Origin of the sequence: Trinickia sp. Y13 (assembly GCF_029522115.1) — a bacterium.
Classification (GTDB): domain Bacteria; phylum Pseudomonadota; class Gammaproteobacteria; order Burkholderiales; family Burkholderiaceae; genus Trinickia.
Genome location: NZ_JAKWFK010000002.1, coordinates 173,945 through 192,342, shown reverse-complemented (window position 1 = coordinate 192,342; position 18,398 = coordinate 173,945). Strand labels below are relative to the sequence as shown.

Here is an 18,398-nt window from a genome sequence, read left to right as displayed (position 1 = left end):
GGAGTGCCGATCTTTCTGAATATGCCAAATGCGGCTTGACATTCCTTTTCCTGGACACGGTGATCATATAGAATCGTCCCCGAAAAAATATTCGAATAAACGAGGGCCGCGCAATGAGTTTTACCCCGCTTTTCGATGCGCTGTTCTATGGACATGCGCAACGCGATCGTTTGATCAAGCTCGATACGCCGCTCGGTGAAGATTGGCTTGTGCCGTTGCAGGCGAAGGGTACGTCTCGCCTTGGCCGAGACTATGAATTCATTGTAGACGTTGTCTCGTCGCACGGTGAACAGATCGACGTGAAAGCGCTTATCGCGCAACCGGTTACGTTGTGGATTCAGCAAGCGAACCGGGCTTATCTCCCTCATCACGGTTATGTGAAAACGTTTTCGAGGTTGGGCAGCGATGGTTTCTTAACCGTTTACCAATTGCGATTTTCTTCGTGGATGTGCTTTTTGCCGTTGCGTCGCGATATGCGCGATTGGCAAGAGCAGACGGGCGAGCAGATCGTGGCCGATGTGTTGGATGAGCATCCGCAAGCGCAAGGCGCTTATCGGTTCGATTTGCGGCAGGCGATGCCGCAGTATTCGAACCGGGTGCAATGGGAAGACGACTGGAACTTCGTGCATCGCAGCTTGGAGGAAGCGGGCGTGTTTGGGCGCTTCGAGCAGGCGGAGGATGGCAAGTCGCATACGCTCGTGCTGATGGACGATGTGTATTTTGTGCCGCAGCTCGAGCAGAAGACGGTGCGCTTCGTCCGCACGGGCTTACGTGAAGAGGTGGAAGGCTTCACGCAATGGAAAGAGCAGCAACAGATTCAGAGTGCCAAGCTGACGACGCGCACGTTCGATTACAAGCGGCCCGATCTGCCTAAGGAGGTCCGCAGCGCGATCAGCCCGCGCGACGATATTCCGGCACAGGGTGAGGTGTACGACTACACGGGGGCGTATTCGTGGGGTGTGCGCGATAGCGGCGAACATCGAAATGCGGTGCGGGTCGAAGCATGGGAATCGCAGATGAAGCGGTTTCACGGCATTGGCAGCTTGCGTTCGGCCATGCCTGGGTATTGGTTTGTGCTGGAAGGGCATCCCGTTCACGATAAGGAACCCGCCAAGAGCCGCGAGTTCGCGATCATCGAGACGACGTGGACCATCCGCAACAACTTGCCAGGCATGGATGAGGTGGCGGACTTCGCGGAAAGCCTGCGCTCGGAAGTCTTGGCGGCGGCGGGAGCCAATGCTGGCGGCGTCAAAGTTCGGCATGCCGATGGCAGCGAAGGGTACTTTCAAGTCGAGATCGAGGCGCAAAGGCGGCGCACGCCGTTCCGTAGCCCGCTCGAGCACCGCAAGCCGGTGATGGAACTGCAGACTGCGATCATCGCGGGGCCCGATAGCGAGGAGATTTACACCGATGCGCTCAATCGCGTGAAGGTGCTGTTTCCGTGGAATCGCCGCAATGAGGGCGATGAGCGGGCATCGGTATGGGTGCGGGCTGCGTTTCCCGATGCGGGTTCAAAACGCGGCGGACATTTTCCACTGCGCAAGGGCGATGAAGTGATCGTGGGCTTCATGGGCGGCGATTGCGATCGTCCTGTGATTCTGGGCCGCATGCATGGCGGGCCGACGCCGCCGGTTTGGCACACGAATGGTTTGCTCTCGGGGTATCGATCGAAGGAATACGGCGGCAGGGGGTTTAATCAACTCGTCATGGATGACTCGACGGGGCAGAACCGAGTTCACCTGTATTCGACGAGCGCCGATTCGCATCTTCACCTGGGGTACTTGGTCGATCACACCGGCAATACGCGTGGCGGGTATTTGGGCAGCGGCTTCGATTTGAAGTCGAATGCGCACGGTGCGATTCGCGCGGAGCAAGGGCTGTATGTGTCGAGCCATCCCACGTCGGTTAAGCAACCGATGGATGTGCGGCAGGCGAGCAGTCAACTCGTCAATGCGGAAAGCGTGATTGAAGCCCTATCGGATGCGAGCGCGACGCATCAAGCGGAAAGCTTGAAAGACGGCTACGACTCGCTGAAGGCGTTCACTGATGCGACGCAAAAGAGTGTCGCGGGTGACGCGTCGGGGGCGGGGCGCACGGCGGGCGGCGGGACCGGTAATGCCAATGGCTTCGCCGAGCCGATCATGCTGATGGCGAGCCCATCGGGGATTGCGCTGTCGACACAGCAGTCGACGCAGATCGCCGCGGACAAGCATGTGAACATCGTTAGCGGTGCGAGTACGCATATCGCTAGCGGGAAATCATTGATCGCTTCGATTGGTGAAAAGCTGAGCCTGTTTGTACAGAACGCGGGGATGAAGCTTTTTGCGGCGAAGGGCAAGGTCGAAGTGCAGGCGCATTCCGATGGAATCGAACTGACGGCGCATAAAGGCGTGAAGGTGATTTCGATCACCGATGTCATCGAGATGGCGGGCAAGCGCGAGATTCTGCTGACATCGGGCGGCGCCTATGTCCGCATCAAGGACGGCAACATTCAAATTCACGCGCCCGGCTTCGTCGATGTGAAGGGCGCAAAAAGGGTATTCGACGGGCCGACGCACATCGCACACGCGATGCCGACGTTGCCGCAATCGGAAGGCGCTTACGACCAAGCGTTTATCGCGTGCTGGCAGGGTACGGACATTCCGGCAGCCGGCATACGCTACCAGGTTTTTTCTGGCGATAAAGTTCTTGCCGAAGGGGTGACGAACGAACGCGGGGAGACGTCCCTGGTGCGAAGCCATATGCCGCAGGATGCGCAAATTCGCTTTTTGGAGAACGAATGATGGCGGAGAAGGATCCACCCATCCTCGGAGAAGGGAGCTCAATGCTGACCCCGACGGATCACAAGATCCGGCCTACGGTTCAGGTTGGACGTTGCATTAAGGAGGTGCCGCCTGCTGCGGAGTCGATCCTCGGAAAGTGCACGTATTACTATCAGCCGCTGCACGGCGAGTATCTCGAGACTGTCGAGAAGGTGAGTGTGTCGAGCGCGTGGGAAACAGTGAAGGCGTTCGCCTCGTCGTGGGATCCATGGAAAGACAAGGAGGTGGCTCGTCGTCTACTACATCGGCGCGAACGATTGATTGCGCCAGAAAGCACCGATTCTGATTGGTCACGCCATGGAAATTTCATGATGCGGCATATCGGCTGCGGGCATAAGCCGCCATCGTATTACGTCAGTTATGGGTATTACTACTGTTCTCACTACGGAGCGGAACTTTTTCCGAAGCTGAGCGCGGCTGGAAAGGAGTGGCTTATGTTGGCGAGACGTTATCTGCAAGTAAATATGGAGGATGGTCTCGGGCAAAATATGCGTGGCGACATTATTGATATCGCTAGCCAGAAACCAGGTAATGGCAGCTTCTCTATGAGTGTCCAGAAGCATGAGTTGGAGTTAAATGACGAGACGTTCCAGCGGTTTGCCTTCAAGACGCACCCGTTGGCCTATCTCGACGGCGGTATCGCACATCTCCCCGCGATGGACCTTATCAAGATCGCGGGACAGCCAAACCTGCAGGAGTGGGGTAGTTTCGGTACTTACGAGCAGGTGAAGGATACCGGCATAGGCTCAATAAACACATGGGCGCGTGACGCCGCAGACTCGGTTTCTGAGGGAACGGCGGATATCATTAATCGAGTACTCGATTCATTGATGGCAAAATGAATGTGCAAAATCTAATGCGTTCCAGAATCATTCTTGGCGTGCTAATCTTGCTCGCCGCCGCAAGCTACGGATATCGGAAAATGACAACCCCGCAATGGACGACCGTTACGACAGGCTTTGCAAAAACAGACAAACCCTACGGGGGGGGCGCATTCCGTATTCGCGGCAACGAAGTGATGACGCTTAAGATTGCCGGCCCCGAGCTTCGTTTCCACGTTGTCGGATTAGACAAGGGCTATGATGCGGCGCAAACGGTAGCTGATGAGCCGTGGATGGACGACGTGAACGAGCGTCTTAACCGCAAGTCGGTTAGCGTTCTGCGGGGGAAGTTGGGCGGCGCATTCACTCGCGATTTCTCACAGCAGGCCCAGCATGCCGCCTGGTCGTACTCAAAGGATTGGGGCACGCTTTACGTCGCCACTGATTGGATGAACTACAAGGTCCCAGAGCCGGAGAACGGGCTATCGCCGCACATTGCGAAGCTGTGGCGTTCCGGAGACGGCGGCAAAACGTGGGTTCAGCTGAAATGGCCGCAAGACCGGAACATCAACAGCTTGTTCTTTTTGGACTCGCAGCGCGGCTACGCGATCGGTTGGGGGCCGCACATATGGCGCACGGCCGACGGCGGCCAGTCGTGGGAGGAAATCGCCCTCCCACCGACAGCGGCTAATGCGAATCAACCGCGCAAGACGTTCGATGCGGCGGATCTAGGCCCCGATGGCGTACTGCGCGTCGCCTATTACACGCGGATGCTCGGCACCGTGCGATCGTCCAGTGTGGTGTATCGGCTGTCGTGGGATGCTACGCAGTTCGAGCAGGACGCTGTCCTGCCTGATCAGGTGATCGTTCAACTGGGTACGACTGACGGGGCGCCCGGCCGCGCCTATTCGCTTTATGCGCTTTCGCGGTTGGGGCCGCCTCGGGACTGGGACGCCGCCGATGACAATGGACATCGAACAGGCGCGATCTCAACCTGGACGAGCCATGGTCGGTCAAATATCGTCCAACTTCACACGTTCGATCCACGCTATACGCTTGACGGACTCAGCGTCGGCACGAAGGGCGTGCTGCTCGTCTATGCGACCGACGCGAGCCGGCGAGGCGCCCCGCACGATTTCACGTTCTACAGCCGCGATGCCGGGCGATCATGGAACGATATGGACGATGGCATCGGACAAGGCGGTTGGTTCGACCCAGAGACTAATACGCAGTACGCGCTCTATGCGTATACGCTCAAAAAACGTCAGTTCTAAGTTGGACTGTGCCGGTAGGCGTTATGGCGGGGAAGCGGACTCGCGGCATGCAATCTCGGCGTAATGCTTACCCAAAATGACATGAACGCAGCGAAACGCTGGAAGTCTCTCTTGGCCGGGGCAGCGCTGTCCTGCGCATTTATCTACGGATGTCACGGCGCGACAACTGGCTGGGAAACGATCACGACAACTTTTGCCAAGACCCAAAAACCGTATGGCGGAGGCGCGTTTCGTATACGCGACAACCGCGTCATAAGTCTAAAACTCGCTGAGCAGCCCATCACTTTCAAGCCGCGTGGCGAACAGAAGAGTCCAGGAGTGGCAGAGCCGACGGAGGCCTGGATGAATGATTCCTCCGAAAGGCTAAATCGTCGGTCGGTAGTTTTTCTCAAGGGGACGCTGACCGGGGAATTGGCTCGGACCTTCGAGCAACCAGGCCAGGATGCTGCATGGTGGTATTCGGACGATTGGCGCAGGATCTTCGTTAGCACCGGATGGATGGACTATAAGGCACCAAAGCCAAACGGGCTTGCACCGCAATTCACCAAGCTGTGGCACTCCAGCGATGGAGGTCAGCAACTGGGCGCAATTGCACTGGCCGGAGGACCGCGAGATCGAGCAACTGATGTTTCTCGACCCACTGCGCGGTTATGCCGTCGGATGGGGTCCCCACGTATGGCGTACTGCCGACGGTGGGCAATCACGGCACGAAATCAAAGTGCCTCCGCTTGCCGCCGATGCGGGAAAGCCCTGAAAGACCTTTAGCGCAGTGAACCTAGGTCCTGACGGTGTTCTGCGCGTTGCCTATTACGCGCATCAGTTTGGCGACACCAAAGCGTCGAGCCAGGTCTACCGACTCGCTTGGGATCAAACTGCGTTCGAGCAGGATGTTGTGCTGCCGGATCAAGTGGTGGTGGATCTTCAGTCCTCCCCGCAAACGGCGCAGCGCTATTCACTCTATGCCCTATCTCGGCTCGGTACGCCACGAAATATCGATGACGTCAGCGACAACGGGGACCGTACAGGCGCTCTATCGACCTGCAAGAGTGTCCAGCACCCGAGCGTGAAGCAGGTGAATACCTTCGACCGTCTGATGCTCGACGACCTAAGCGTCGGTAAGGATGGCGTGTTGCTGGTATATGCGACGGACGCATCAGGCGATGGGGCACCCCGCGATCTGACGTTTCTCAGCAAAAACTTCGGCAAATCCTGGGAGGAGCTTTACGACGGTTTTGCTCTAGGCGGCTACTTCGATCCCGAGACGAATACGCAATATGCGCTGTTTGCCTATAAAAGAAATATCGACACCGCACGGCGAAGCCATAGCCACCAGCTTCGCAAAGGGTGACAAACCCTACGGGGGAGGTGCATTCCGTATTCGCGGCAACGAAGTGATGAGGCTCAAGATTGCCGGCCCTGAGCTTCGTTTCCACGTTGTCGGATTAGACAAGGGCAGGAAGGTGTCCTCCCCGGCGCCAGTGCTGCGTGCGCCAGGAGCTCCGCGCGCACGCGAGCGGCTACGTCGCCGCCTTCGTTTGGAGCGCGGCGATCAGGACGTTGGTCTGTTGGAGCAACGTCTCGTGATACGTGGTGGGCACCTCGATGTCGTCCGTATTCGACATCGCGTCCTCGATGCCTTGCCGGAACAGCCGACCGACCTCCCTGCACTGCGCCGGCGTCAGTTGCGGCATCACGGCATCGACGAACTTGCACAGGACCACCATGCGGGCGCCGATGCGCGATACGGCCTCGCTGTAATCACTCTCGGCGTCCGGCCCCGGAGTCGGCATAGGCTCCGCGCTACGCTCGTTCACGGCGTTCTTCAGAAGACCTCCCAGGATGCGTCGGACGAGCGGACCGCGACGGCTTCGGCGGCAGCCGATGCGGTGAGGTCCGACCGTGCCCCGGCCTTCGAAGTCAGAAGCCTCGAAGGCCCGGCCGGCGCGGGTGCGGACGGCACGGCGCTACGTCCGCTCGAATGCACGCTCGAAGACTCCGAATCGGCGACCTTGAACACCGAAACCGCGCCGCTCAGGCTCGCCGCCTGCTCCTCGAGCGACTGGGCAGCGGCCGCCGCCTGCTCGACGAGTGCGGCATTCTGCTGCGTCATCTCGTCCATTTGCATCACGGCCTGACTGACTTGCTCGATGCCCCGGCTCTGCTCTTGCGACGCCGCCGCGATTTCGCCGACGATGTCGGACACCTGTTTGATCGCCTGCTTGACATCGCCGACGGTCGCGCCGACCTGAACGGCCTGCCGCGCGCCGTCCTGAATCATCGCGACCGACGATCCGATCAGATCCTTGATCTCCTTCGCCGCGGCGGCCGAGCGCTGCGCCAGGCTGCGGACCTCGCTCGCCACCACCGCGAAGCCGCGCCCCTGCTCGCCAGCCCGCGCGGCCTCGACGGCAGCGTTCAGCGCGAGAATGTTCGTCTGGAACGCGATGCCTTCGATGACGCTCGTGATGTCCGATATCTTCGCCGAGCTGCCGCTGATCTTTTCGATCGTCCCGACCATGCCCTGCACCGCCTCGTTGCCGCTGTCGGCCATGTCGGTGGCCCTTGTCGCCAGCGCGTTGGCTTGCCGGGCGTTGTCGGCGTTCTGCTTCACCGTCTCGGTCAACTGCGTCATGCTCGACGCAGTTTCCTCCAGGGAGGCGGCTTGCTCTTCCGTGCGCACCGAAAGATCGGCGTTGCCGCTCGCGATTTCCTTCGACGCAACCTGGACCGACTGCGTCGCCGAATGGATGCCCCGCACGACGTCCGCGAGATTGCCGTTCATGACGAAAAGCGCGTGAAGCAGTGTACCGACTTCGTCGCGTCGACCGGTTTCGATGTGCGATGTGAGATCCCGCGAGGCGACCGTCTCCGCCACCCGAACGGCTTGCCGAATCGGCATCGTGATGCCGCGGGTCGCGAGCCACGCGACGGTCAAGCCCCCCGCCACGCCGGCGCCGCACATCGCGAGCAGCCATGCGATGCCTTGCTCGTACGTGCCGCGCGCATCGGCAGCCGTGCCATTGCTCTGCCCGATCTCATAGTCGCTGAACCGTGTCATCAGTTGGGTCCAGCGGCCCAGCGCCGGAGCCGCTTCGTTCATCATGACCTCGCGCGCACTTGGGGCGTTCGCGAGGCGAAGACTGACCACCTTGTTCGCCACCGACAGCGCATTGCTGCGCGCCGCCTTCATTTGCTTCAAGAAATCGCGTTCGTCGACGCCGGTTCCTGGATCTCGGCCAAACAGATCGTCGAGTTTTTTCTCCACGTCTTGATAGTTCGCCACGCTTCGATCGAAAGCCTGTTTCTCGGTGGCGACGCGCGAGGGATCGTCGAGAATGATGAGGTCGCGCATCGCCGCCGCGGCTTCTTGTGCGCTGCCGAGCGCCTGGGACACCAGGCTGCTCTCGTTCCCGCTGAAATCGACTGAATCGACGAGCGCGCCTTCCATCGCGCCCAGTCGCATGATGCCGATGGCCGTCATCCCCACCATGAGGGCAAGGAGCACGCCGAAAGCCAGTCCGAGCCTGGCGCCGATTTTCAGGTTCGCTAAAAGCGCTCTCATCGTTTCTCTATCCAGTAAATATTCAGGGAAAATTGATTCGAAATCTTGTGCCGTATCCGCTGAGCGACGTCGAAAATTAAACAAAATTCAGTTTGGCAGCCTCGCGCACCATAAAACGCGGGTACGGACAGAGCGGTTTCAACCAGAGCGTAACGACGAGCGTAACGAATCACGATTTCCGAACTCGATAAGGGTGGACGATGGAAGTCGGTTAAGCGAAGCACTCGACATCCACTGCGCGTCAAAACTTATGCGGGTGCGGCCCCCTTGCGCAGCAACATGCGCAGCAAGACCGGCAGTAGCAACAGCACGAGCGGCAACTGCACGATGAGGCCCGATATGATGGCCACGGCAAGCGGTTGTTGCATCGCCGAGCCCTGCCCCAGCGCCAGCGCGAGCGGAGACAGTGCGAGGACGGCGGCGATCGTGGTCATCGCGATCGGGCGTATCCGATTGCGGCCGGCCTCGATCAGCGCGCGCTCCACCGGCATGCCTTCGTCGCGCATCAATCCTTGCAGCTCCGACACATAAAAGATGGCGACCTCGGTCACGATGCCGATGATCATCGTCATGCCCATCATGGCGGAGATATTCAGTTCGATTCGCGTGACCCACAGACCGATAAACACCGCGCCGGCGGCAAGCAACGGCATGGCCATGACGGCAAGCGCCACGCGCAACCGCTCGTACAGGAAGAGCAGCAGTCCGAACACGAGCGCGACAGCCGCGCCGAAGACCATCATCAATCCGCGGAAAGCGATTTGCTGCTGCTGATAAAGCCCGCCGAGCTCGTAGTAGACGCCGGAAGGCAGCAGGCCGGGTTCGCCCAGCGCGCGCTGCACGTCGGCGATGCTCGAGCCGAGATCGCGGCCGTCGATGCGAGCGGTCACGGCCACCATCTGCTTGAGGTTGTCGCGGGTGATCTCGGGCTGCCCCGTCAGCACGACGCGCTTGGCCACGCGCTTAAGCGGGAAGAGATGGCCGTCGGGCGCGCGGATCAGCAACTGTCCCAACGCCGTGTCGGTCAGCTTCATCGAGCCGCCCGCGCGTACGCGCACACCGATCGTCTTGGGGCCTTGTTGGAACTGCGTCGCCACGTCGCCGTCGACCATCTGCGAAACGACTTGGGCGATCGATTGCGGGTCCATCCCCTCAGCCGCGGCGGCGTCGGGGCGGATGCGAACCTCGAGGGCGTCGCCGGCCGGATGGATGCCCGGATCGATATCTACGATGCCGGGAATCTTGCCGATGCGCGCGGCTACCTTCTGTGCAGTGTCGTCGAGCACGGCGTGATTGTCCGAATAGATCTTGATCTGCACGGGCTGCGGCACAGCCGTCAAATCGCCGATCAAATCTTCCATCAATTGTGCGAGCTCGATGTCAACGCCCGGCACTTGCGCGGAAATCGATGAGCGAATCTCCTCCATCACTGTTTCGATAGGCTCGCGATTGCCGGACTTCAACCGGACGAAGAAGTCGCCCGCGTTCGGTTCGTTCAGATCCCCGCCAAGGCCCGCGCCCGTTCGCCTCGAATACGTTTGGACGTTCGGGTTGGCGCGCAAGATGGCTTCGATTTGGCGCATGAGCCGATCGGTCTCGCTCATCGAGGTGCCCGGCTGCGTGTGGTAATCGAGCACAAAGCCTCCTTCGTCCATCGCGGGCATGAAGCCGCTGCCGACTTGTGTGAAGGCGAAGGCAGAGGCCGCCACGAGCGGCACGAGCGCCAGCAGCGCGAGGGCGGGGCGCTGGCTTGCGCGCGTCAAAGCGCGCGTATAGCGCTCGTTGAGCCAAGCGCCGAAACGCGACGGCGCGTGCTCGCGAGCATCGTCGGCGGTGAGCCAATGGTCGCAGAGGATCGGGACGGCCAGCCACGTCACTAGAAACGAAATCAGCAGGGCGCTCGCCATCGTGATCGACAGCGCTTTAAAAAACGCGCCCGTGACGCCGGACAGGAAGGCCAGCGGCACGAAAATGATGAGCGTCGCGGCGGACGAGCCCGCGAGCGGCCGCGTGAACTCGAGCGCCGCCGTCATGACGCGACCGTGAAAGGCGTGCGCTCCCGCTTCGCGGATTCGTCTCGCGATGTGTTCGATCATGACGATGGCATCGTCGATGACTAGGCCGACCGCGGCCGCCATGCCGCCGAGCGTCATGATGTTAAAGCCCATGCCGAACGCGTCCAGCAGCAAGATCGTCGAGGCCATGACAACCGGCACGAGCGCCACCGCGATGGCCGTGACCTTCCAATTGCGCAGGAAGACGAACAGCGTGAGGGCGGCTAGCACGACGCCGATCAAGATAGCGTCGCGCACGCTGGCCGCCGAGGCCACGACGAGCTGGCTCTGGTCGTACCAGTTCGCCAAATGCACGCCGGCCGGCATGTTGCGCTCGAACGCCGCCAGCCGGGCCTGCACCGCACGGCTCATCGCGACGCTGTTCGCACCCGGCCGCTGATAGACGTTGACGAGCACCGCATCATGGCCGTCGGCCGTGACGCGAACCCATTGAGGTACCGTGCCGCGGTAGACGCTGGCGATATCGCCGAGGCGAACTTGCGTCCCGCCGTTGGCGGAGACGACCACATGCTTGAGTTCATCGAGCTGCGTGAGCGGCGCGTCGGCGATGACGAGATAAAGCTTATCGTGATCCTCGATGCGTCCCGTCGCCATCAGTACGTTGGCGGCGCCGATCGCTTTCGATACGTCTTCGAGCGACAGCTTGTAGGCTGCTAGTCGAGCAGGATCGATCTGCACTTCGAGCTCGTCTTGCGCGCCGCCTGTCACGTCCACGCGTGCGACGCCGTCGATCGACGATAGTTGAGGTCGAAGCTGGTATTGGGCGAGATCGCGCAATGCCGAAAGCGACTGCTCTTTCGATGTGAGGCTGTAGGCGAGCACGGGAAATACAGTCGGGTCCATGCGGCGCACTTGCATGCTCGTCCCGCTCGGCAACGTCGTGAGGATTTCGCTGATGGCCGATTGCGCTTGCAGCGTGGCTTGCGCCATATCGGTCCCCCAGTTGAAGTTCATCGAGATCTGCGCCGATCCGCGGCTCGTCGTCGACTGGACGTCTACCACGTTCGGCACGCGCCGCAATGCTTCTTCCACCTTCGCCGTGACGAGCGTCGCCATTTGTTCGGCCGGCCGTTCGCCCGCATCGAGCGTTACCACGGCACGCGGAAACGAAACGTTCGGGAAGAGAGAGATCGGCACGCGAAACGCGGCGAGCGCACCGGCGATCGCAAGCAGCGCCACCGCGAACAGCAGCGAGCGCCGGTGCATCTGCATCCATTGGCCGAAGTTCATCGAGCGGCGCCTCCCGCGCGACGCACGCTCATGCCGTCCTTCAGCTCGTAGTTGCCCATGGCGACCACGGGCAAGGCGGCGTCGAGCGCGCCGTCCACGCCGTAGCGCTGGCCGTCTTCGACTGCGATGCGCACGCTAACGCGTTTGGCTTTTTGATTCGGGGCGACCTGAAAGAGATAGGCGCCCTGATCGTCGGTCAGGACGCAGGAGCGCGGCACGATCCAATGCGTACCGGCTTGGGTGGCGATATCGGCGCTTACGTGGGTACCGGGCATGAACGGCGTGCCGCGGAGCGGGACGGTGGCGCCCACGTCGACGAGTTGGCTCTGGCTGTCGAGCGCCGCACCGACCACCGTGACTCGGCCCGAGATCGCCGCTTGCGAGAGCGCGCTCGACAATCCATGCACCGTCACTGTGTCTCCCGCATGGACGGTGGCGACATCGTCGGGCTCGACGCTGAGCATCACGTTGGCGTGCGATGCCGTGCCGATGTCGGTCTGCGCGATCTGCATGATGGCCGCGCCCGCGGGGACCTGATCGCCTTGCGACACCGACACCTGCAGCACGACACCGCCGATTGGCGCGTAAATCGTCGTGATGCCGGCGCCGACGCCCATGCGTCGTTGGGCGTCCAGAGCATCGCGCGCATCGGCCACGCCCTTTTTCGCCGCGGAGAGTTGCGAGGCGGTCGCGAGCGCGTTGTCGAAAAGCGACTGTGTTCGCGAGAGCTCGCTCTGCGCGAAGGCGAGTGCGCTTTTCGCTTGCGACGCGGCGAGCACGGCGGACGGATCGGCCGTGACGGTGGAGAGCGGCGCGCCGCGCTTGACGGTTTGACCCGCTTGTACGAGCAGGCGCGCGATGTGAGTGCCGTACGGTAGCGTCACGGTGGTCACACTCGCACCAGATGCCGAGACGATACCGTAGGCACGCACGGGCTGTGCGATCGGCCCGCGCTGGGCCGGCACGGTTTGGACCGCAACGGTTCCGGTAGCGGGATCGGCGTCGGCGGCGTGCGCGTTGAGCATCCCTCCGGCCATGCAAAATACGGCGGCGGCCAGGCTCGTCGTCAAGCGCTGCAAGCGCATCGACAAAAGATTATTTCGCATGGGATTCGGTAAAGCTTGCTTGGGAGGACAAGGTGTCGGGGATTGCACTGCCGAGCAGTGCTTGTAAGGCGATGCGCTGTTCCGCGAGCGATTCGCGCAGCGTCGCGACGTCGATGCGTTTGGCGAGCGCTGCACCTTTTGCGTCGGCGTAGGCCCCAAGCGTCAAATCGTGCTGGGCATACGATCGTCCGGCATCGCGCGCCGCATGCTCGGCGCTAGGCAACGTGCTTTGAGCGCGCTGCAGCTCGCGATCGAGGATCGCGGTGTCGGCCCGCAAGTGCGCGACATCGGCGTAGGCCTCATTCAAGCGTATCTGGTATTCGTCGCGTAACCTCGTGCGCGTCGCGCGTTCGATCGCGATGTTGCCGCGGTTGCGGTTGAAGATGGGCAGCGATAGGCTGATTTGAAAGCCGCTCGTGTAGGTTTGCGATGTATCGCGCGCCCGCACGAAGCCGACCGATAGGCTCGGAAACTGGTTCAGCACCGCCGCGCGGTATTTTTCCTCTTGTGACGCATAGCCGGCTTGCAACGCGATGAGGTCCGGCCGGCGCTTGGGCAAGGCCGCTACGGCGGCGTCGATGGCGTTGTCGTCGACCGGGGCGCTGTCGTCGGGGCCGATCAGCGGCAACTGCACGTCGGGCGACAATCCAAGCAGCGCGTTGAGATCGTGGTGCATCTGTCCGGCGGTGCGCTCTGCTTCGTCGTATTGCTTGCGTGCGTCGCTATAGGCGAGCTGCGCCGTGGCCGCGGCATCTTCCGTCAGGTCGTGCGTTTCCAGCGCCCGCTCGGTGCGCTCGTAGCGCTGTCGAGCGAGATCGAATTGTTGTTGCAATAGCGGCAGCGTTTGCTCCGACAGACGCGCCTTCAGGTACAACTGCTTGGCTTGCGCAATGATTTGCCATTCCTGCCAAAGCAACGCCAGATCGATCTTCGCGACGTTCGCCTCGGCCGAGCGCTGGTTCGCGCCGCGCGTGACGACCGCCATCAGGTCCATGCTCAAACCGTAACTGAACGCGCGCGAGAAACCGGCCGAACCGGGATAGTCGCTCGATGCGCTCAACTGCGGATCAGGCAGTAGCCCGGCGGAGAAGGCTTGAGCACGAGCGATCCCTAGATCGTCGCGGGCAAGCTTCAAGTCGGGATTGTCGACGACGGCGAGCATCGCCACATCTTCGATGTCGAGTCCGTGAGAGGGGTCGAAACGATGGGCGGCGAGGGACGTCAACGGCATGGTCGAAGGATCGATTCGAATGCGTGCCAACGCGTCGGCCGTGGTGGACGTAGCATGCTGCGTCAGCGGTGCCGAGCGGTACCACGTGCAGGCCGCCAGCAGCAGTGCGAACGAGACCGGGAGCAGACGCCCGAAGCTTCGGGCAAGCGCCGCTGCTACGCGGCGCCGCCGTGCGACGGTGAGAGGGGAGAGGCGCAAGATCGGCTTCCTGAAATAAATGGCAATGAATCGTCGGCGTCGGGTAAGGGTTGGTTAGACGGTGCGCCAGTTTGGCGGGTATGGCCTTAAGCGGACCTTTTCGCTATCCAGGCACGCCGACGGTGGTCGAAGCGAAGCTTCGATTCAGCAAGGTGACGGGTAAGGCATGACACATCCGTTCTCAAGCGTGCGAGCATGCATGGCTAAGCCGTTTTCGATCGCAAAACTAGAAAGGAATGCGAAAGCGCCCGGGCATGCATCGCGTAGCGTCGCGTCGATCAGCAAGGATTTGATGCCGTCATGCATGACGGGGCGGGCGAATTGCCGCCGTTGCACACCCGTTTGCGCCGCACGCTCGTCGACGAAAAGGGCGACGACGCCGGAGAGTCGCTCGGCCCAGTCGGACGGCCGGAATGCGTACCCCCGATGAGTGAGCCCCGGAATCAGATAGTGCGCCGCTTTGGAATCATCGATTGACGCAGCATCGGCAGGCCCTTGCCGCTGCCGCAGCGCATCGCTAACTTCGAGCGGCGGCGCGACTTTCTCGTCTCGCATCGTAAATCCTGTTGAACCGAATACAGGACGACGATGTTAGGCCACGCAACCTGACGACTGGCTGTCGCGCAATCCTGCGGTTTACGCCTACTTCCTACTTATTAGCCGAATCCACGAACGCGGTCGTGTACGTTTTCGATAAGTCGATGTCGGTCGTCTTCGTGTCGGGATCGATCGTCGAGAGCAGCGCAAGCACTGCTTGCGGTCCGCCGTCCGGCATGCGGCCGTCGGCTGAGAACATCGGCTTAAAGGCCTTGAGCGCAGCCACGTAGAGCGCCTTCTTTCCCTTGTAATAACTCGGCGGCAATTGGGCGACGATCTGCTCGGCGCTATGGGTACGGATGTACCGCAACGTTCGGACGAAGGCGTTGACGAGCTTGCCGGCTTCGTCGCGATGCTCGTCGACCCAAGCATTAGACATGTAAAGACATCCGGCGGGATAGATGCCGCCCAGTGCGTTTCTTGTGCCCGCTTCGGTTCTCAGATCGATAAGAATCTTGGCTTCGCCGCTGGAGAGCAATTCCGACGCGGTGGGATCAGTCGTCATTCCCGCAACGATGCGCTGGCGCCGCATGGCGTCGATGAACGTCTTGCCCGCATCGACAGGCACGAGTCGATAGTCGTTCCTCCGAAGTCCGGATTTCTTCGCCAAATACCGAGTGAGAAAATCGGTGGAAGAGCCCAAGCCCGTTATGCCGAGCGATTGCCCCTTGAAATTGGCCGGCGTTTTGATTTCGGCGGTGTGCGATGTGGCAACGAGTTCCACTTCCCCCGGAACCGTGGTGAACTGAACGAGCGATTCCACTTCAGTCCCTTCGCTCTGCAAGTCTATCGTGTGATCGTAGAACCCTACGACGCCTTGCACCGCCCCCGCGATCATTTCATCTTCGGCATCGACGCCGGCCGGTTCGGTCACGACATCGACGTCCAATCCTTGCTGCGCGAAATAGCCGAGCCGTGTCGTGAGGATCGCGGGCAAATAGATGACCTTATCCATGCCGCCCACCATGATGGTGATCTTCTCCTGAGCGTGAGCGGCGCTCGCCGAGCATATCCCGATCATGATCGCGGCCATGGCGGCCACGCCTCTTGAGGTACTCATTGTCGTCTCTCCATCTTGTATCGGATCTGCTTCGGCGCGGTGGGGCGAGGCGTGCGACGTCTCGTGCAGCGCTTAGGTTTCGCTGGCGGGCAGTCGCACGATTGCGCTGAGTCCGCCGCCGGGGCGCGTCGCGAGCTCGATCTGAGCGCCGCATGCTTTGGCCGCCTCGCTGACGATCGCCAGGCCGAGGCCGAAGCCGTCGTTGTCGGACATGCTGCCGCGGCTGAAGCGTTCGAACACGCGGGCTTTGAGCGTATCGGGAATGCCGGGCCCGGTATCGTCGACTTGCAGTATCGCGCCTTCGCCGTCGGACCCGACGTGAACCGTAACGCGGCCGCCGTGCGGGGTATAGCGCACGGCGTTATCCACCAGGTTGAAGAGCATGGCGTGCAACAGTGTCGGATAGGTCCATATCGACGCTTCGGTACTCGCCGCGCTCAGGCCCAGATCGATGCCCTTGTCGTCGGCGAGGACGGACAAGTCGACCAGCACATCTTGCGCAAGATGGAGCAGGCTCGCCTTCTTGCGCGGCAGATTCGCGCCGCGGCTCGACTCCGCGTGAGACAGGCTCAGCAATTGATTGATGAGGTCTTTCTGGCGGCGCGCACAGGCGCGCACCGCACGCAAGGTTTCGCTGAGTTCGGGATCCTTGGACAGGTGCGCCGCGTAATCGAGTTGCGTGCTCATGAGGGCCACGGGCGTGCGCAATTGATGGGCGGCATCGGCAATGAAGCGCTTTTGAATATTGACCTGTGCGGTGAGGCGAGTCGCGTACTGATTGATGGTTTCGACGATGGGGCGCAGCTCTCGTTGAAGCTGCATCGTGCCGAGCGGGGTTAGATCGTCCGCTTCGCGCGCCTGCAGGTCTCTGCGCAGTATCAAGAGCGGCTTCAGCTCGAGCGTGAGGCCGATCACCATCAGCGCTAACGCGAGGGCGAGCAACGCCGACTCTTGAACGAGCACGGGCCGCCACAACGTGCCGAGAAGATGAAAGTAGGCATGGCGGCTTTCGGCCACGCTGACAAGGACAGCGCTCGTGCGGCCGTCGCGATATAAATGGCGAGTCATCGTCACCATGCGCAACGCGCCGCCGTGATATTGAATGTCGCTGTAACGGGGCGCGTTGCCGGCCGTCGGATCGCCCTTCGCGAGGTCGGGCCAGCCAGCCAGCACCTCGCCCGGCACCGCACGCACTTGAAAGTAGACGCGATCGCGCTCGCGTGACGCGAACATTTGGAGCGCGGCGGGGGGCGTCTCGGTGCTCAGCCTACCCTGCTGCCAACCCACTGCGCCGGCCATGACTTCGGCCGATGCCAGCAAACGCCGATCTTGCACGAGCAGGGCGGTACGCCGCGCGTTCTGCCAGGAGAGGACGGCCATCAACGCCAGCACCAGCGTCATGGGCACGAGCACCCACAACAGCAACCGTACGCGCAACTGATTCATGTCGTGGCATTGGCGTCGCGCAGCAGGTATCCGAGCCCGCGCAAGGTGAGAATGCGCGCTTGCGAACCTGTCAGCTTGCGGCGCAGCCGGTGCACGTAGGTTTCGATGGCGTTCTCGCTCGCTTCGCTGCCGATATCGAACACCTTCACCATGAGTTGAGCCTTGGTGACCGTCTTGCCTTGCCGCAGCATTAGCGTTTCGAGAACATGGTGCTCGCGCAGCGTCAACTCGAGCGACTGGCCCGCGGCACGGAACTCATGGGTATCGAGATCGAATTGGAGATCTGCGCATTGGACAATCGATTGGCTGCTGCGGCCGCGGCGTCTGATCAGCGCCTTGATGCGGGCGACGAGTTCGCGCATCTCGAACGGCTTGCCGACGTAGTCGTCCGCGCCTAGATCAAGACAGTCGACTTTTGCGTCGACGGATGCGTTCGCTGTGACGACGAGCACCGGCGTATCGTTGCGGCGTCGTCGAAGGCTGCTTAGGACGTTGCGCCCATCCATGCCGGGCAGGCGAAGATCGAGCAGCAATAGATCGTACTGCGCCTGGCCAAGCCGATCGATCGCAGCCGAACCGTCATGCACGCACTCGACGGTGAATCGTTCGGCTTGGAGCGCCTTGCTGAGCCAAAGCGCAAACTCCACGTTGTCTTCTACGAGCAATAGTTTCATCGAGGCAACCCAACGTATGATGCAAATTACGAGCGGGTTACGTATCCGAAGACGCAAACCTCGCGCGCCCCTTACGAGGCGATGTCAGTGCGCATCGGCTAGCGCGCGCGAACGAAAACGGAGCGATGCAGAAGCGTCGAATCCCGAGGCGGTAGCGCCTCGGGCGATGAAACGCGATCTGAACGGCTTGTCTCCTCCGCGGCTCGCGCGATGAACGCGTTTCGCAGGCCTCATACCGAACGGCGTGGTATGGATTTTCCGTGATTCGCCGCCGCGATCAGCGGCTTAACGCGTCGGGATAT

General features: G+C 61.3%; 13 protein-coding genes. 4 read left to right on the top strand and 9 right to left on the bottom strand.

The genetic code is table 11. The features are described from left to right. The first annotated feature begins 113 nt into the window (after window positions 1-113). From MMB74_RS03945 to MMB74_RS03930, 4 genes are all read left to right on the top strand, one after another. Window positions 114-2,783, top strand: coding sequence for a type VI secretion system Vgr family protein (locus MMB74_RS03945; protein ID WP_277427299.1), 2,670 nt, complete (start codon window positions 114-116; stop codon window positions 2,781-2,783). Further along, window positions 2,780-3,664: a hypothetical protein gene (locus MMB74_RS03940; RefSeq protein WP_277427298.1), complete on the top strand. Its 885-nt coding sequence runs from the start codon at window positions 2,780-2,782 to the stop codon at window positions 3,662-3,664. Before MMB74_RS03945 ends, MMB74_RS03940 begins: the two co-directional genes overlap by 4 nt. An 80-nt stretch (window positions 3,665-3,744) precedes the next feature. Then, on the top strand, window positions 3,745-4,917 hold the full coding sequence (locus tag MMB74_RS03935) for a glycosyl hydrolase (protein ID WP_277427297.1): 1,173 nt from the start codon (window positions 3,745-3,747) through the stop codon (window positions 4,915-4,917). Window positions 4,918-5,686: 769 nt separating this feature from the next. Beyond that, window positions 5,687-6,265, top strand: a complete 579-nt coding sequence (locus MMB74_RS03930; protein ID WP_277427296.1) for a hypothetical protein — start codon at window positions 5,687-5,689, stop codon at window positions 6,263-6,265. 169 nt (window positions 6,266-6,434) lie between these two features. Here MMB74_RS03930 and MMB74_RS03925 read toward each other — a convergent pair whose 3' ends face one another. The 9 genes from MMB74_RS03925 to MMB74_RS03885 all read right to left on the bottom strand — a co-directional run bounded on the left by MMB74_RS03925 (window position 6,435) and on the right by MMB74_RS03885 (window position 18,096). Continuing rightward, window positions 6,435-6,731, bottom strand: coding sequence for a hypothetical protein (locus MMB74_RS03925; protein WP_277427295.1), 297 nt, complete (start codon window positions 6,729-6,731; stop codon window positions 6,435-6,437). A gap of 8 nt (window positions 6,732-6,739) precedes the next feature. Beyond that, the gene (locus tag MMB74_RS03920) at window positions 6,740-8,479 is read right to left on the bottom strand and encodes a methyl-accepting chemotaxis protein (protein ID WP_277427294.1); all 1,740 of its coding nucleotides are present in this window, start codon (window positions 8,477-8,479) and stop codon (window positions 6,740-6,742) included. 248 nt (window positions 8,480-8,727) lie between these two features. Beyond that, window positions 8,728-11,784, bottom strand: a complete 3,057-nt coding sequence (locus MMB74_RS03915) for an efflux RND transporter permease subunit (RefSeq protein WP_277427293.1) — start codon at window positions 11,782-11,784, stop codon at window positions 8,728-8,730. Next, window positions 11,781-12,890, bottom strand: coding sequence for an efflux RND transporter periplasmic adaptor subunit (locus tag MMB74_RS03910; protein WP_277427292.1), 1,110 nt, complete (start codon window positions 12,888-12,890; stop codon window positions 11,781-11,783). The genes MMB74_RS03915 and MMB74_RS03910 overlap by 4 nt, the downstream gene beginning before the upstream one ends. Beyond that, window positions 12,880-14,319 (bottom strand): TolC family protein, encoded by a 1,440-nt coding sequence (locus tag MMB74_RS03905; protein WP_277427291.1) that lies wholly within the window; start codon window positions 14,317-14,319, stop codon window positions 12,880-12,882. The genes MMB74_RS03910 and MMB74_RS03905 overlap by 11 nt, the downstream gene beginning before the upstream one ends. 144 nt (window positions 14,320-14,463) lie before the next feature. Then, complete coding sequence (locus MMB74_RS03900) at window positions 14,464-14,874, bottom strand: DUF3579 domain-containing protein (RefSeq protein WP_277427290.1); 411 nt, start codon at window positions 14,872-14,874, stop codon at window positions 14,464-14,466. Between the two features lie 94 nt (window positions 14,875-14,968). Continuing rightward, entirely contained in the window at window positions 14,969-15,976 is a 1,008-nt protein-coding gene (locus MMB74_RS03895) for an ABC transporter substrate-binding protein (protein ID WP_277427289.1), read from the bottom strand. Window positions 15,977-16,048: 72 nt separating this feature from the next. Then, the gene (locus tag MMB74_RS03890; RefSeq protein WP_277427288.1) at window positions 16,049-17,422 is read right to left on the bottom strand and encodes a sensor histidine kinase; all 1,374 of its coding nucleotides are present in this window, start codon (window positions 17,420-17,422) and stop codon (window positions 16,049-16,051) included. Further along, window positions 17,419-18,096: a response regulator gene (locus tag MMB74_RS03885; RefSeq protein ID WP_277427287.1), complete on the bottom strand. Its 678-nt coding sequence runs from the start codon at window positions 18,094-18,096 to the stop codon at window positions 17,419-17,421. The genes MMB74_RS03890 and MMB74_RS03885 overlap by 4 nt, the downstream gene beginning before the upstream one ends. Window positions 18,097-18,398: the final 302 nt, after the last annotated feature.